This is a genomic window from Streptomyces rapamycinicus NRRL 5491 (assembly GCF_024298965.1).
Taxonomy (GTDB): domain Bacteria; phylum Actinomycetota; class Actinomycetes; order Streptomycetales; family Streptomycetaceae; genus Streptomyces; species Streptomyces rapamycinicus.
The window spans coordinates 3,570,410-3,586,164 of the sequence record NZ_CP085193.1; the positions used below are offsets into that span (position 1 = coordinate 3,570,410).

Genomic DNA, 15,755 nt, shown 5'->3' on the forward strand with positions numbered 1-15,755 from the left:
TCTGTCGCCACAGGGCCCTAAATTTTTGTAACAGTGACCATATTCAGGGACTCCACCCACCCGGTGACCTTTCGCACCGCCCGGCCCGCCACCCCCGAGGGCGTCCCCGCCGTGACACTCCGAAGCTCAAATGAACCTCTGAACCATGCGGCCGGGGGGTTCGTCCTCCCTGTATGGGGTCATCACCCCGACACGCGAGAACACACCGCGGGGGACGCGGTACGGAACGAGGAGGGGGAGCCATGGTGCGCCTCGGTACCGGAATCGGCTGGCGACCGGAGATCGCCGACGACATCGCGCGGCTGCCCGGCATCGACTGGGTGGAGGTGGTGGCGGAGAACATCTGCCCCGACCATGTGCCGGACGCGCTCCGGCGGCTGCGCGAGCGCGGGACCACGGTGGTCCCGCACGGGGTGTCGCTCGGCCTCGGGGGAGCCGAACGGCCCGACCCCGGCCGCCTCCGGGCGCTGGCCGAGCGGGCCGAGGCGCTGGGCTCGCCGCTGATCACCGAGCACATCGCGTTCGTCAGGGCCGGGGGGCCGCTGACCGCGTCACCGGTCCTCGAGGCCGGGCATCTGCTGCCGGTGCCGCGGACCCGTGACGCGCTGGACGTGCTGTGCGAGAACGTGCGCATCGCGCAGGACGCGCTGCCGGTGCCGCTCGCGGTGGAGAACATCGCGGCGCTGATCTCCTGGCCCGGCGAGGAGATGACCGAGGGCCAGTTCCTGGCCGAGCTCGTGGAGCGCACGGGGGTGCGGCTGCTCATCGACGTGGCCAATCTGCACACCAACCACGTCAACCGGGGCGAGGACCCGGCCAAGGCGCTGGACGAGCTGCCCACGTCGGCGATCGCCTACGTCCATGTGGCGGGCGGGGTGGAACGGGACGGGGTGTGGCACGACAGCCACGCCCATCCGGTGACCCAGCCGGTGCTCGACGTGCTCGCCGAGCTGTGCGCCCGTACGACGCCGCCCGGGGTGCTGCTGGAGCGCGACGAGGACTTCCCGGCGGCCGAGGAGCTCGCGGGCGAGCTGGACGCGATCCGCGCGGTGACGGCGGCGGGGGCCGGAGCGGGAGCCGAGGACGGGGGCGGGGCCGAGGACGGGGGCGGGGCCGTCGAGGCTTCGGCGCGGGCGTCCGCCGCGCCCGGCGCTCCCGTGCCGGACGCCGTCCGGGAGCGGCTGGCGCTCGCCCAGGCCGCGCTGCTGTCCGCGCTGGTCGGCGGCACCCCACCGCCCGAGGGCTTCGACCGGCGGCGGCTGCGGGTGCAGAGCGCGGCGCTGACCGCCAAGCGGGCGTCCGTGATCGCCAAGGTGGCGCCTGAACTGCCCGAGATCCTGGGCACCGGCTACCGTCCGGCGTTCGCCCGGTACGCCGACGGCCGCGCGATGACCGGCGGCTACCGCCGCGACGCGATGTCGTTCGCCGAACATCTGCTGGCGGACGGCCGGCCCGACGACGCGGCCGCCCGGCGCCGGCTGACGCTGTGGTGGCAGGAGCGGTCCGGGCCCGCGCCCCTGCCGTCCCATCCGGCGGCGCGGCTGGCCCGCCGGGTCCGGCTCGCGCTGAGCGGGGGGCGGTGAGCGGCATGGGCGCGATCGTGACCCTGGTCTACCTGGCGGTCGCCGTGTCGTCGGTGATGCTCATCTCCGGAACGGTCCGGGCCCGGCGCAGGGAGGTCTCGGAGCCGGTGTACGCCCGGGCACACGACCTGCTGGAGGTCGCGTTCCTGGCGGGCGGGCCGGGGCGGGTGGCGGACACCGTGATCAGCACGATGTACGCGGACGGGCGGCTGGCGATCGGCGACCCCGGCGTGGTCTCGGTACGGCAGCCGGTCGCGCGCGGCCCGGTCGAGGAGGAGCTGCTGCGGCTGTGCGCCATCTCCCCGCACGGCGGCCTGAAGTGGCTGCGCCGGGAGCTGATGCGCAGTCCGGTGGTGCAGTCGATCGGCGACCAGCTGGCGGGGCGCGGGCTGATGGTACGGCCGGACGCCCTCCGGTTCTGGCGGGGCGTGGCGCGGACGCAGATCGGGCTGTGCGCGACGGGGGTGTTTCTGGCCGCCCTGATCAGCATCGGCTCCGTCGCCGACAGCGGGCCTCCGCTGATCTTGTTGATCGCCCCCGCGCTGTTCACCGGCTTCCTCATCGGCGGAATCTGCGCCGGTGCGGGCAAGCGCAGGCTGACCGCCACCGGGCAGCGGACGCTGGCGACGTACCGGAGGGAGTCGGGGATCGGCGTACGGCGCGCCCGGTCCGTCGGCCATCCGGCGACGGTCCCCCTGGCGGTCGTCGTCGCGCTGACCGGTGCTGCCGCCCTGACGGACGATCCGCTGCTGCGGGCCCAACTGCTGGACGCGCAAAGGGTGCCCGCCGCTTCGGGGTCGTCGACCGACTCGGGGTCGTCGGGGCCCTCGGACTCCGGCGGCGGATCGTGGTGCGGAGGTGGAGGCGGCGGCGGAGGCGGATCCGGCTGCGGAGGCTCCTCGTGCGGCGGCTCGTCCTGCGGCGGAGGCGGCGGCGGTTCGGGCTGCGGCGGGGGCGGCGGCTGCGGTGGTGGTGGTGGGGGCGGCGGCTGCGGGGGCGGCGGCTGAAGCATCGATCTGCGGCTCCGTCGCGTGGCAAGGGCTTCGCCCCAGGACCCCGGCGCTCGACGAGCCGAGTCGCCACCGCGAACACCTGCACCGGCGGGCTGATCACGGTCGGCGCTCCCACGCGGCGGACGGCTGTGTCCAACGCCCCTGGACGGACAGCCGTGGGCGGACGCCCGCACACATCCGGGTCGTCCGGCCGGGGTCCGGGGCGGAGCCCCAGTTGAGCGAAGGGGCGGGAGGGGAGCGGCCCGCCGCGGGCGGCGCGATCCGTCGGACCCCCCTCGCGGGCCCGCACGGAGCGATCCGCATGCGCGCGAGTCGTTCATATCGTGAAAACTGTGGCGCGGTGGTGGCCGGGTCGAGTAGAAACTCGGCCATGTTGTGGGTCCTCTTCCTGCTCGTCGCGTGGGGCGCGGCGGTCGTCAGCTGCACGCGGCTGTGCCTGGCGGCGGTGGCCGCCGCTCAGCCGATGGAGCCCGAGCCGGGGGCGGACGGGAAGGGCCTGAGCCTGTACGAGGCGGCGTTCCTGTCCGGCGGGCCGCAGCGGGTGGGGGATCTGACCCTCGTCACGATGTACCGGGAGCGGCGGCTGCTGCTCGCGCACACCGGCTGGGTCACCGTGGTGGATCCGGACGGGCGGGACGAGCTGGAGCGGGCCGTGATCAGCGCGATAGGGCCGGAGGGGCAGGCCCCGGTGCGACCGGTGCGGGTCGCGCTCGTCACGGCCGCCCCGGTGCGGGCGCTGGGCGACCGGCTGGTGGCGGCGGGGCTCGCGGTGCCCGCCTCGGCCCGTACGAATGTGGCGGTCGCGGTGCGGCATGTGCGGGCGGCCTGCCTGCTGGTGCTGGTGACGGCGGCCGCCGCGCTGCTGCTGGTGCCGCCCGCGGACGGGCGCGGTCCGGTTGCCGCGTGGTTCGTGCTGCCGCTGCTGCTGACGGCGAGCTGTCTGCTGATCGCCCGGGTCGAGGCGCATCCGTACTCACGGTGGGCCTCCCCCGCCGGTCAGCGGCTGCTGGGCCGGATCGACGTGCCGCCGCGACGAAACCTCGCCCAACGCTCCGGCGCCGACGCGGACGGCGCTGACGACGACGGCGACCTGCTCACCGCGCTCGCCGTGCACGGCACCGCCGCCCTTCCCGACCCGGCGCTGCGCGCGGCCCTGAAGACGCATTGGGGTCATTGACCCCGACACCGCGGCCCGGTGCTTTACATGGTCGTCCGGCGCGCCAAATATCCCTTTCATCGCGTTCATCGCGCGATGCACGAAGGGACGGCCAGTGAGAGCAGCAGCGCTGTACGGCATCCTCGGGCCGCTGTCCCTGTCGCTGGCCATGAGCGCGCTGCTCGCGGCGCCCGCCACCGGCCGCCCGCTCGCCGCGCCCACCGCGCCCACCGCCCCCACCGCCACGATCCCCGCAACGCCCACCGCGTCCACCAGGTCCACCGCGGCCCCGGCCGGTGCGGCGGGCGCGCCCTCCGCGACCCGTTCGGCCCCCGCCGCCACCGCCGCCCCCGTCGCCCCCACCTGGACCACCTGGTCCGCCCCACCCGCCTCGGCCGCCCCGGCCGCCGCCCCGCCCGGCGACGCGGCCGCGACCCGTGGCGTGGCGTTCGCCGCCCGGCGCGCGGCACAGCGCGGTACCGCCTTCCACCGCTGCCCCCGCGCCGAGGCGCTGGCCGCCCCCATCACCTGCGGAAAGGTCTCCGTACCGCTCGACTACGCCCATCCCCGCGGCAAGCACATCTCCCTCACCGTCAGCCGGATCCGGGCCACCGGCCCCAAGGCCCGGCGTCAGGGCGCGCTGATCTACAACCCCGGCGGGCCGGGCGCCTCCAGCATGGCGTTTCCCGAGTACGCGGCCGAGGACGCCTTCCGCCGGGTGGCCGCCGCCTACGACTTCGTCGGCTACGCCCCACGGGGTGTGGGCCGCTCCGCCCCGCTGTCCTGCCAGCGGCCGTCGGCCTACGCCAAGGCGCCGACCAGCTCCCCGCCCCACCCCACCGCCGCCTTCAAACGGCGGCTGGTGGCGCGGGCGCGCGCCTACGTACGGGGCTGTGTGCGCCGCTCGGGCCGCGCGCTCGCGCACTACACCACGCTGAACAACGCCCGCGACCTGGAAGTGCTGCGCGCCGCGCTGGGCCAGCGGCGGCTCACCTTCGTCGGCGCCTCGTACGGCACGTACTACGGGGCCGTCTACGCCACGCTCTTCCCGGGGCGGGTGCGCCGGATGGTCTTCGACAGCGTGGTCAACCCAGCCCCCGGGCGGATCTGGTACCGCGACAACCTCGACCAGTCGCTGGCCTTCGAGCGGCGCTGGCGGGACTGGCGCCGCTGGGTCGCCCGGCACCACGCCGTCTACCACCTGGGCGCCACCGCGGACCGGGTGCTCGCCTCGTACCACACGGCGCGGCGCCGGCTGGCGCGGAAGCCGGCGGGCGGGGTCGTCGGCACCGCGCAACTCCAGAGCGCGTTCCTGAGGACCGGCTACAACGACGCCTACTGGGATCCTGCCGCCCGGGCGCTGGCCGCGTATCTGCGCGGCGACCCCGAGCCGCTGGCCGAACTCGCCGCGCCCGATCCGGCGGAGGCAGCCGACGACGAGAACGGCAACGCCGTCTACACCGCCGTGGAGTGCAACGACGCGCCCTGGCCGCGCGCCTGGGCCACCTGGGACCGCGACAACACCGCCCTCGCCCGCCGCGCGCCCTTCGAGACCTGGGACAACGTGGCGATGAACCTGCCGTGCGCCTTCTGGCCGCTGAAGCCCGGCCGCCCCCTCGACGTGGGGAACCTGGAGGCCGTGGGCCCCCGCCCCCGGACCGGGCGCGTCGCGCTGCCGCCGGTGCTGCTGCTGTCAGCGGAGCGGGACGCGGCCACGCCGTACACGGGGGCGAAGGAGCTGTGGCACCGGCTGCCCGGCTCCTCGCTGGTGACCGAGCGGAAGGCGGGGACGCATGGTCTGTGGGGCGGTCCGAACGACTGCGTCAACCGCCATGTGGACACCTATCTGCTGACCGGGAAGACCCCGGGCCGGTCCGCCTTCTGCGCCCCGCGCCCGGAGCCCGCACCGCTGCCGGAACCGGCCCCGCTGCCCGAATCGGGCAAGCAACCGGCCGCGATCCCGGGGACGCCGTAGGAGGGCGCCAGGGCCGGTACGGGACGACGTGAGGCCGTCCTGATCGCCGGATTGTGACGCCTGCGGCGGGCTGTTCCCCACCCCGCCCCTTCCCGAAACTGGGGCTCCGCCCCAGACCCCGGTCCGACGACCCGGATGTGCGCGGTCATCCGCCGCGTCGCAGGCGAGGAAACCGGCGTCCGAGGTCCAGGCGCGGAGCCCCTGGTGATGGGAAGGAGCGGGGAGGAAGACCCGCCGGATGCCCCGTAAGGGGGCGTCAGGCCAGGCCGGCGACGAGTTCGGAGACCGCCCTGCGCCGGCCGGTGTAGAACGGCACTTCCTCGCGTACGTGCCGGCGCGCCTCGGAGCCCCGCAGATGGCGCATCAGGTCGACGATCCGGTGCAGCTCGTCCGCCTCGAAGGCCAGGATCCACTCGTAGTCGCCGAGCGAGAAGGACGCCACCGTGTTGGCGCGCACGTCGGGGTAGCCGCGGGCCATCTTGCCGTGGTCCGCGAGCATCCTGCGGCGGTCCTCGTCGGGCAGCAGGTACCAGTCGTAGGAGCGGACGAACGGGTACACGCTCACGTACTCGCGCGCGTTCTCGTCCGCGAGGAACGCCGGGATGTGGGACTTGTTGAACTCGGCCGGGCGGTGCAGCGCCATGTTGGACCACACCGGCTCCAGGTGCCGTCCCAGCCGGGTGCGGCGGAAGAGGTTGTACGCCTCCTGGAGGGCGTCGGAGGTCTCCGAGTGCCACCAGATCATGACGTCCGCGTCGGCGCGCAGCCCGGACACGTCGTAGGTGCCGCGCACGGTGACGTCCTTGGCGGCGAGCTGGGAGAAGAGCTCCTCGACCTCGTCGGCGTAGCCGGTGCGGTCCTCCGGCAGCACATCGCGCAGCCGGAACACCGACCACAGGGTGTAGCGGATGACCTCGTTGAGGTCCTTGGCCTTCTTACCGGCGTTGGGAGTCTTCTCAGGTGCAGCAGTCATGGCCCTATTCTCGCTCTCCGGCTCCGGCGCCCGGCTCCAGGGGGCCCGCCAGGGCGCCCAGCAGCTCATCGGCCGCCTTACGGGCGCTGCCGACGCACGCGGGGATGCCCACCCCGTCGTAGAGGGCGCCGCACACCGCAAGCCCCGGCACCTTGGCGACCTCGGCGCGGATGCGGGCGACCCGGTCGAGATGGCCCACCGGGTACTGGGGCAGTCCGCCGTCCCAGCGGTCCACGCGGCTCGCGACGGGCTTCGCCGCCAGGCCGACGGCCTCACCGAGATCGCCGAGCGACATCCTTACCAGATCGGCGTCGTCCCGCTTCAGATCCGCCTCGTCGTCAAACCGCCCGATCGAGGTACGCAGCACGAAGAGATCGGGACCGGCGTCGCGCAGCCAGCCCCACTTGCGGCTGGAGAACGTGGCCGCCTTGATCGTCCGGCCGTCGACCGGCGGCACCAGGAAGCCGCTGCCCTCGGCGAGCGAGACCATATCGGTGCGCCGGAAGGCCATGGTGATCAGCGCCATCGAGGCGTAGTCCACGGTGGCCAGCTCGGCGGAGGCGGCCGGGGCCCCGGCGGCCAGCAGCCGCGCGGCGGCGGGCGCGGGCACCGCCAGCACCACGGCGTCGGCCGCCACCACCGGCGGGCCGTCCGCACCGTCCACGCCGTTCGTGCCGTCCGTACCCTTCGCGCCGCCCGTACCGCCCGTACCGCCCGCACCGCCCGCGCCGTCCACCACGACCGTCCAGCCGTCGGCCGTGCGCCGCAGCTCCCGTACCGGCGCCCCGGTGCGGATCTCGCCGCCCGCGGCCCGTACGGCGTCGGCGACCGCGAGCGGCAGCCGCCCGATCCCGCCGTCGATGCCCATGAACACCGGGCCGTCCTGCCGCCGCGCGGAGCGCTCGGCCAGCTCCCGGACGCCTTCGGTCAGCGGGCGGCCGGATTGCGCCACCTCGAAGAGGGTGGGGACCGACGCGCGCATCGAGGTGCGGTACACATCGCCCGCGTACACCCCGCCCAACAGCGGTTCCACCAGCCGGTCCACGACCTCGCGGCCGAGCCGCTCCGCCAGATACCCGCCGAGCGCCACGTCCTCGCCCACCGGTGTGGGCGGCAGCTCGCGGTCGCGGGCGATCCTGGCCAGTCCCTCCTCCGAGATCACGCCGGACGCGGCCAGCGGCTCCAGATCGCCGGGGACGCCCATCACATGTCCCTTGGGCATCGGGCGCAGCCCGCCGCGCGTCCAGAGGGAGGCGGTCGCGGTCGCGGGCGGCTGCAGCCGGTCGCCGAGGCCCACGGCGCGCGCCAGCTCGACCGCCTCCGGGCGGCGGGCGAGCATCGACTCGGCGCCCAGGTCGACCGGTACGCCCTCGATCTCGCCCGAGCACAGCTTGCCGCCGAGCCGCCCCGACGCCTCCAGGACCGTCACCCGCGCCCCGCCGTCCAGCAGCCGGTGGGCCGCCGCGAGGCCCGCGATTCCGCCGCCGATGACCACGACATGGCCGGTGCGCCCCGCCCCCGGAGTGTTCGCCGCTCTCATGCCCCCACTCTCTCACCCGCCCCCAGGGCATGATGCGCCGAGGCCGTGGCCAGGTCGGCCTCGATACGGGCCGCGGTGGCGCGCAGTGCCGGGAGGAGTTCGCCGCGGGCGCTGTCGGCGGTGCCGCGGCCTGCGTGGGTCGCCACGTTGAGCGCGGCCACCACACGTCCGCGCGCGTCCCTCACGGGCACGGCGAGCGACCGCAGCCCCTCCTCCAGCTCCTGGTCGACCAGGGCGTGCCCCTCCGCCGCCGCGCGCTCCACGACGCGCGCCAGTTCGGCCGCGCCGGTCACGGTGTGCCGGGTCAGCGGCTCCGGCCGCACCCCGGCGAGGTGGGCGGCGCGGGCGTCGGCGTCCAGGCCCGCGAGCAGCACCCGGCCCATGGAGGTCGCGTAGGCGGGGAAGCGGGTGCCGATGGTGATGTTGACGCTCATGATGCGGACGGTGGGGACGCGCGCGATGTAGCGGATGTCGCCGCCGTCGAGGACGGCCAGGGACGCCGACTCATGGACGGTGCGGACCAGTTCGCGCATGTGCGGCTGGGCGATGTCGGTGAAGCCGAGCTCCGCCAGGGGGGCGTAGCCGAGCTCCAGCACGCGCGGCAGCGGCCGGAAGGTCCGGCCGTCGGCCTCCGCGTACCCCAGCTCGACCAGGGTGAGCAGCGAGCGCCGGGCGGTGGCCCGCGCCAGCCCGGTGGCCTCCGCGACGGCGCTGAGCGTCATCCCCCCGCCCCGGCCGCCGCCCGGCCCGGCGCCGACGAGGCCGTACGTCATGCTCCCGGTGGCGCCGGACGCGCCGCGCGCCGCGTCCTCCACCGCGCGGGCCTCGCCCTGGCCCGGGCCCAGCGCCCCACCGGGAGCCGCCCCACCGGGAGCCGCCCCACCGGGAGCCGCCCCGCCCAGGGCCCGCAGCACGGCCAGTCCGCGCGCGAGGGACTGCAGGAAGCCCGCTCCCAGCTCCCGCTTGGCCATCCGCGCGGGGTCCTCGCCCAGTGCCGTGCCGGAGTCCCCCGTACCCGAAGCGACCGAAACAGCTGAAACAGCCGAAGCACCTGAAACAGCCGAAGCCCCCGAGACAGCCGAGGCAACCGAGGCAGCCAGCCGTGGCCGACGAGCCGTCAATGCCGCCTCCATCGCCGGGAGTTCCGCACCCAGCGGCCCCAGCACCGCAGCCCGCAGCGAGTCCACGTCATGGCGGCTGGTGTGGCTGACCACGTTGACCGCGCAGACGATACGGCCCGAGGCGTCCCGCACCGGAACTGAAACCGCCACCAGGCCCGGTTCGATCAGCTGGTCGTCGATGGCCCAGCCGTCCCGGGCGGCCTCCTTGACGCGGGCCTCGAAGGCCTCGCCGGACGCGGGCCGGTGGCGGGGCGGGACGGCCGGGAACGCGGTGTCCAGGGGGTCCTCGGCGCGGCGCGCGTGCCAGGCGGCCCAGTCGGCCCCGGACCACTCGGCGGCGAAGAGCGCGCCGGGCGAGCAGCGCTCGGCGGGGAGCAGATCGCCGATCCGGAAGGCGAGGGACATGGTGCGGCGGCGGGTGACCTGGACGACGAAGCGCACCCCGACGCCGTCGGGGACGGCGACCGAGACCGACTCGTCGAGCCCGTCCGCGAGCCGCTCGGCGAACGGGCCGAGCGCGGCGGGCAGTCCGCTCGCGGCCAGATACGCGTTGCCCAGCTCCATCAGCCGGACCGCCAGGCCGATGTCGCGGCCGTCGAGCGTGATGTAACCGAGCTGTTCGAGCGTGCCCACGACGCGGTCGACCACGGACCGGGCGAGCCCCGTGCCGCGCACGAGATCACCGGGCCGGACGGTGGTCCGTCCCTCGTGCGCGGCCAGCCGGGTCAGCTCGCGCAGCACGGCGAGGCCGCGCTCGAGAGGCCCGACGGGGCCATTGACAGGTGGTGGCACCGGGCTGAAACTCATCACCAGCCGATTATGAACGAAGTTTCACTCAGCGAACAAGTGGCGAAGGCGAAACGGGCCGCATGGATCACCACAGCGACACGGACCACCACAGCAAGGGGACGATGTGATGCGCACGACCGTCGGCATCATCGGCGGCGGACCCGCCGGGCTGCTGCTCGCCCGGCTGCTGCACCGCGCCGGGATCGACTGCGTGGTGCTGGAGAGCCGGGACCGGGCGTATGTCGAGCGGCGGCAGCGGGCCGGGATCCTGGAGCAGGGCACCGTGGATGTGCTGCGGGAGTGCGGCGCCGGCGGGCGGCTGGACCGCGAGGGGCTGCCGCACCAGGGCATCGAGCTGCGCTTCGAGGGCCGCGGCCACCGCGTGGACTTCCCCTCCGCCACCGGCGGCAAGTCGGTGATGGTCTACGCCCAGACCGAGATCGTCAAAGATCTGATCGCGCTCCAGCTGGCGGAGCCGGGCGGTCCCCCGCTGCTGTTCGAGGCCGAGGCGCTGGCCATCGAGAAGCCGGACTCCGCCGCGCCCGTCATCCGCTTCCGCCACGAGGGCCGCGAACAGACCCTGAGCTGCGACTACGTGGCGGGCTGCGACGGCTTCCACGGCATCGCCCGGCGCGCGATCCCCGCCGAGCGGGTGCGCGCCTTCGAGCACACCTACCCCTACTCCTGGCTCGGAGTGCTGGCCGACGTGGCGCCGTCCTGCGACGAGCTGATCTACGCCCGCCACCGGCGCGGCTTCGCCCTGCACAGCATGCGCTCCGCCCATGTCTCCCGGCTCTACCTCCAGGTTCCGGGCGGCACCGACCCCGGCGACTGGTCCCATGAGCGGATCTGGGACGAGCTGTCGGCCCGCTTCGCGCTCGACGGGGACTGGACGCTGGAGCGCGGCCCGATCACCGCCACCTCCGTCACCCCGATGCGCAGCTTCGTCCAGGAGCCGATGCGCCACGGCCGGCTCTTCCTGGCGGGCGACGCGGCGCACATCGTGCCGCCCACCGGCGCCAAGGGGCTCAACCTGGCGGTCACCGATGTGATCACGATGGCCCGGGCCCTGATCCACCACCAGGAGACCGGCTCGTCCGAGCTGCTGGACGGCTACTCGCGGACCTGTCTGCGCCGGGTCTGGCAGGCCGAGCGGTTCTCGTACTTCATGACGGACACGCTCCACCGCCGCCCGGACGAGACCCCGTTCGAGGACCGGGAGCGGATCGCGCGGCTGGAGCGGATCGCCTCCTCCCCCACCGCCTCCGCCGAGCTCGCCGAGAACTACGTCGGCCTCCCGCTGTCATGACCGCCTCCGGTCCCCTCATCCCCATCAGCCCGCCGGGCACCCGCGCCAGCGACGGCCGGGACGGCGGCCGCTCGGTCGCGGGCCGGATGCTGGCGGTCCTCGACGCGTTCGACGCCTCGCACCGCTCGCTGTCCCTCACCGCCCTCGCCCGGCGCGCCGGGCTGCCGCTGGCCACCGCGCACCGGCTGGTCGCCTCGCTCACCCGCTGGGGCGCCCTGGAGCGCGACGCCACCGGGGCGTACCACATCGGGCTGCGGCTGTGGGAGGTGGCGACGCTCTCCCCGCGCGGGGTCGGGGTGCGCGAGGCGGCCCTGCCGTTCATGGAGGACCTGTACGAGGCCACCCACGAGAACGTCCAGCTCGCCGTGCGGGACGGCCTGGAGGTGGTCTATGTCGAGCTGATCTCGGGTCACTCGGCGGTCCAGGTGCGCACCCGGGTCGGCAGCCGCTGGCCGCTGCACGCCACCGGCGTCGGTCTCGTGCTGCTCGCGTACGGGCCGCCACGGCTGTACGAGCGGGTGTGCACCCGCCCGCTGCGCCGCTACACCGAGATGACGATCCAGGACCCGCACCGGCTGCGGACCACCCTGGCCGAGGTGCGGCGCACCGGGATCGCGGTCAGCGACCGGCAGATCACCATGGACGGGCTGTCCATCGCCGCCCCGGTGCGCGGGCCGGGCGGGGAGGTGGTGGCCGCGCTGTCGGTGGTGGTGCCGGCCGCGGAGGGGCGGGCCCCGGGGCTGATCCCGGCCGTACGGGTCGCCGCGCACGGCATCTCACGTACCCTCGCCGCCGCCCTGGGGCAAGACCCCGTCGCGGAGGCTTCCGGTCGGTGAAAGACCCGCCAACGCGCCTTGCCGCGCCCGATGTCCGGCCACATTCTGTGTGGCACCGGCCAAGCCGCCGAGCCGATACACGCCCAGGCCCGAGAGGGGACATGGAGACATGCCCGAAGTGACCGCAGAGCCCACCGCGCAGGGCCGGGAGGCGCCCCGCGGCGGCTGGCAGCCTTATCACACTCTGTGGGCCATGCTGCTGGGCGGCTGGCTCTTCTCGTACGCCGACCGCACCATCACCGGCCCGGTCGTCACCTGGCTGATCGAACACGACCACGGCATGCTGGGCTCCGCCAGCCATCCGCATGCGCTCGGCGGTCTGATCGGCAGCCTCTTCTTCGCGGGCTACATGCTCACCCAGTTCCCCGGCGGCTATCTCGGCGACCGCTTCGGGCACCGCACGATGCTCGCGGTCTCGCTGCTGTGGGCGGGGGTCGCGACGCTGGCCAGCGGCATGATGAGCGGGCTGATCGCCTTCGTGGTGCTGCGGGTGCTGACCGGGCTCGGCGAGGGCGTCTTCTACTCCAACGACCGCTCGCTGATCGCCCAGCGGACCCCGCCCGCGAAGGCCGGTCTCGGCATGGGCGTGGCCATCACCGGGCTGTCCATCGGGCTGACGGTCGCGACCATCAGCGCGCCATACCTGATCGACTGGGGCGGGGAGGTGTTCGGCGAGGAGGACGCCTGGCGGATGCCGTTCCTGGTGCTGGGCGCCGCGACGCTCGCGTTCGGCTGGGCCACGGCGGTCTATATGCGCCGCATCGGCGGCCCGCTCAAGGCCACCGGCTCCACGCTGCGGCTGCTGGGGATCTCGGCGGTGCTGTGCGCCGCGGTCATGGCGGTCTATCTGATCGCCGACGGGGCGGGGATGCCGAGCTGGGGCGTGGCCATCCTCGAGTGCGTGCTGGCGTTCGTGCTCATCGGGGCGATCTTCGCCCGGCGCAGCAGCCGACTGGGCGCGGTCTCGCGGAACCGCAATGTGCTGCTGCTCAGCTTCGCCTTCATCGCGGTCATGTGGAATCTGTGGTTCTTCAGCTTCTGGTCGGTGTCGATCGTCGCGGACGCCGCCCACAGCTCGTTCCAGAACGCCGCCCTGGTGGCCACCTTCAACGCGGGCGCGGGCATCCTCGGCTTCCCGGCCGGGGGCATGCTCTCGGACCGGGCGAAGGCCCGGGGGTGGGGGCGGCGGCCGCTGCTGATCGCGTTCACCGTGGTCCAGGGGGTGCTGGTGCTGGTGTTCGCCGCGTATCTGCAGACCCATGAGAAGCCCTCCCTCTGGGTGATGTCCATCCTGCTCTTCGTCTCCAGCCTGTTCTTCAACGCGCTCCAGCCGATGGCACACGCGCTGCTGAACGACGTGGTGGACGCGACCGAACGCGGCGCGGCCTTCGGGCTGTTCAACCTGGTCGGGGAGATCGGCGCGGTGATCAGCCCGGCGCTCAGCGGCAGCCTCTTCGACCACTACGGCAGCTGGACGAACGCGGTCTACATCGACGGCGCGCTGATGCTCGTCAGCGCCGTGCTCTACATGCTGATCCGGGAGCAGACCTCGCGCGCTTAACTTGGTGCCCTATAGCCGGACATCCAGTGGCGGAGGGGCATACATGACGGCGGCACGACGCATGGTGGTCATCGGAGGCGACGCGGCGGGCATGTCCGCCGCGTCGCGGGCGCGCAGGCTCAAGAGCCGGGGCGAGCTGGAGATCCTCGCCTTCGAACGCGGCCAGTTCACCTCGTACTCCGCCTGCGGCATCCCGTACTGGGTCGGCGGGCTGGTGAACGGCCCCGACGAACTGGTCGCCCGGACGCCCGAGACCCACCGGGGCCGCGGGATCGACGTACGGACCCACACCGAGGTCGTCGAGATCGACCTCGCCGGGCAGCGGGTCCTGGCGCGGGACCTCGATCCGCGCGGCGAGGGCGAGCAGTGGTACGGCTTCGACGACCTGGTCATCGCGACCGGCGCCCGGCCGCGCCGCCCCGGGATGCCCGGGATCGACGCCCCCGGCGTCCACGGGGTGCAGACCCTGGACGACGGGCGGGCGCTGCTGGAGTCCCTGGAGGCCACCCCGGCCGAGCGGGCGGTGGTGATCGGCGCCGGGTACATCGGGGTGGAGATGGCCGAGGCGCTCATGCAGCGCGGCTCCCGGGTGACCGTCCTGGAACGCGGTGAGCAGCCGATGTCCACGCTCGACCCCGACATGGGACGGCTGGTGCGCGACGCGATGTCGGGGCTCGGCATCGACACCGTGACCGGCGCGGAGGTCGCCGAGGTGGTCACGGGCGAGGACGGCCGGGTGCGGGCGGTGGCCACCAAGATGAGCGAATACCCCGCCGATCTGGTGGTCCTGGGCCTCGGGGTGGCCCCGGAGACCGGGCTCGCCCAGGAGGCGGGGCTTCCGGTGGGCGAATACGGCGGGCTGCTGACCGATCAGGCCATGCGGGTGCGCGGTTACGACAACATCTGGGCGGGCGGCGACTGTGTCGAGGTCCTCGACCTGGTCTCCGGCCGCACCCGGCACATTCCGCTGGGCACCCACGCCAACAAGCACGGGCAGGTCATCGGCTCCAATGTGGGCGGCGACTACGCGACCTTCCCCGGCGTCGTCGGCACGGCCGTCAGCAAGGTCTGCGATCTGGAGATCGCCCGCACCGGACTGCTGGAAGCCGAAGCGGCCGCCGTGGGCCTCCAGTTCGAGGCGGTCACGATCGAGGCGACCAGCCGCGCCGGGTACTACCCGGAGACCCGGCCGATGACGGTGAAGATGCTCGCCGAACGACGCACGGGACGGCTGCTCGGCACACAGATCGTCGGCCGCGAGGGCGCGGGCAAACGGGTGGACGTCGCGGCGGTCGCGCTGACCGCCGGAATGACGGTGGAACAGATGACCGCCCTGGACCTGGGCTACGCCCCGCCGTTCTCCCCGGTGTGGGACCCGGTACTGGTGGCAGCCCGCAAGGCGGCGGCGACGGTAAGGGCAACGGAACGCCGCTGAGCACGGGGCACACCCTTACGGGTATCCGGCGGACGCCACGTAGCAGGGGCTTCGCCCCGGGCCACCGGGGGTTGGGGCGAAGCCCCGGGCCCCGGTGGGGGGCAGAGCCCCGGCGGGGGTCTGGGGCGGAGTCCCCGTGAGGGCCGAGGGCGGAGCCCCCGTGACGGCCGGGAGCGGAGCCCCCGCGGGGGCCCGGGGCGAAGCCCCAGTGGGGGGTCTGGGGCGAAGCCTCGGCGGGGGCCAGGGACGAAGCCCCGGCGGGGGGTCTGGGGCGAAGCCCCGGCAGGGGTCTGGGGCGAAGCCCCGGCAGGGGTCTGGGGCGAAGCCCCGGCAGGGGTCTGGGGCGAAGCCCCGGCAGGGGTCTGGGGCGAAGCCCCGGCAGGGGTCTGGGGCGGAGCCCCAGTTGTGGGGAGGGGCGGGGAGGGGAGCAGACCGCCGCAGGCGGCGAGTCCCGTGGGCCCCCG

At 74.4% G+C, this 15,755-nt stretch carries 11 protein-coding genes; 8 read left to right on the forward strand and 3 right to left on the reverse strand.

Annotated elements, in window-relative coordinates; genetic code table 11:
• Positions 1-242 precede the first annotated feature (242 nt).
• The 4 genes from LIV37_RS14385 (at position 243) to LIV37_RS14400 (ending at position 5,727) form a co-directional block, all read left to right on the forward strand.
• The gene (locus tag LIV37_RS14385) at positions 243-1,583 is read left to right on the forward strand and encodes an MbnB/TglH/ChrH family RiPP precursor modification enzyme (RefSeq protein ID WP_020867853.1); all 1,341 of its coding nucleotides are present in this window, start codon (positions 243-245) and stop codon (positions 1,581-1,583) included.
• A 5-nt stretch (positions 1,584-1,588) separates the two neighbouring features.
• A complete protein-coding gene (locus LIV37_RS14390) occupies positions 1,589-2,590 on the forward strand; it encodes a TIGR04222 domain-containing membrane protein (protein ID WP_121826044.1) in 1,002 nt (333 codons plus the stop codon).
• 376 nt (positions 2,591-2,966) lie between these two features.
• On the forward strand, positions 2,967-3,773 hold the full coding sequence (locus LIV37_RS14395) for a TIGR04222 domain-containing membrane protein (RefSeq protein ID WP_020867855.1): 807 nt from the start codon (positions 2,967-2,969) through the stop codon (positions 3,771-3,773).
• 94 nt (positions 3,774-3,867) lie between these two features.
• Entirely contained in the window at positions 3,868-5,727 is a 1,860-nt protein-coding gene (locus LIV37_RS14400) for an alpha/beta hydrolase (RefSeq protein ID WP_121825478.1), read from the forward strand.
• Between the two features lie 256 nt (positions 5,728-5,983).
• Here the strand turns inward: LIV37_RS14400 and hemQ are convergent, their stop codons facing one another.
• Genes hemQ through LIV37_RS14415 form a run of 3 tightly spaced genes read right to left on the reverse strand, consistent with a single transcriptional unit; the run spans position 5,984 to position 10,168 of the window.
• Positions 5,984-6,700, reverse strand: coding sequence for a hydrogen peroxide-dependent heme synthase (gene hemQ / locus LIV37_RS14405; RefSeq protein ID WP_020867857.1), 717 nt, complete (start codon positions 6,698-6,700; stop codon positions 5,984-5,986).
• 4 nt (positions 6,701-6,704) lie between these two features.
• Positions 6,705-8,240, reverse strand: a complete 1,536-nt coding sequence (hemG, locus tag LIV37_RS14410) for a protoporphyrinogen oxidase (protein ID WP_020867858.1) — start codon at positions 8,238-8,240, stop codon at positions 6,705-6,707.
• Positions 8,237-10,168, reverse strand: a complete 1,932-nt coding sequence (locus tag LIV37_RS14415; protein ID WP_243146448.1) for an IclR family transcriptional regulator domain-containing protein — start codon at positions 10,166-10,168, stop codon at positions 8,237-8,239. The genes hemG and LIV37_RS14415 overlap by 4 nt, the downstream gene beginning before the upstream one ends.
• Before the next feature lie 109 nt (positions 10,169-10,277).
• Between LIV37_RS14415 and LIV37_RS14420 the strand changes: the two genes are divergently transcribed.
• From LIV37_RS14420 to LIV37_RS14435, 4 genes are all read left to right on the forward strand, one after another.
• Positions 10,278-11,459: a 4-hydroxybenzoate 3-monooxygenase gene (locus tag LIV37_RS14420; protein WP_020867861.1), complete on the forward strand. Its 1,182-nt coding sequence runs from the start codon at positions 10,278-10,280 to the stop codon at positions 11,457-11,459.
• Positions 11,456-12,295 (forward strand): IclR family transcriptional regulator, encoded by an 840-nt coding sequence (locus tag LIV37_RS14425; protein ID WP_020867863.1) that lies wholly within the window; start codon positions 11,456-11,458, stop codon positions 12,293-12,295. The genes LIV37_RS14420 and LIV37_RS14425 overlap by 4 nt, the downstream gene beginning before the upstream one ends.
• A 109-nt stretch (positions 12,296-12,404) precedes the next feature.
• Positions 12,405-13,856 (forward strand): MFS transporter, encoded by a 1,452-nt coding sequence (locus LIV37_RS14430; protein WP_020867864.1) that lies wholly within the window; start codon positions 12,405-12,407, stop codon positions 13,854-13,856.
• A gap of 43 nt (positions 13,857-13,899) precedes the next feature.
• A complete protein-coding gene (locus tag LIV37_RS14435) occupies positions 13,900-15,291 on the forward strand; it encodes an FAD-dependent oxidoreductase (protein ID WP_121825477.1) in 1,392 nt (463 codons plus the stop codon).
• Positions 15,292-15,755: the final 464 nt, after the last annotated feature.